General features: G+C 59.3%; 1 rRNA gene. It reads left to right on the top strand.

Going from position 1 to position 290, the window contains the following annotated elements:
- A 16S ribosomal RNA gene (locus QSK18_RS35735) occupies positions 1 to 290 on the top strand; the annotation flags it as partial.

Here is a 290-nt window from a genome sequence, read left to right on the forward strand (position 1 = left end):
CGCCCCGCCTGGGGAGTACGGCCGCAAGGCTAAAACTCAAAGGAATTGACGGGGGCCCGCACAAGCGGCGGAGCATGCGGATTAATTCGATGCAACGCGAAGAACCTTACCAAGGCTTGACATGGGGTGAAAACTCGTGGAGACACGGGGTCCGCAAGGGCGCCTCACAGGTGGTGCATGGTTGTCGTCAGCTCGTGTCGTGAGATGTTGGGTTAAGTCCCGCAACGAGCGCAACCCTCGTTCTATGTTGCCAGCACGTCATGGTGGGAACTCATAGGAGACTGCCGGGG

This window comes from Kineosporia sp. NBRC 101677 (assembly GCF_030269265.1).
Classification (GTDB): Bacteria; Actinomycetota; Actinomycetes; order Actinomycetales; family Kineosporiaceae; genus Kineosporia; species Kineosporia rhizophila.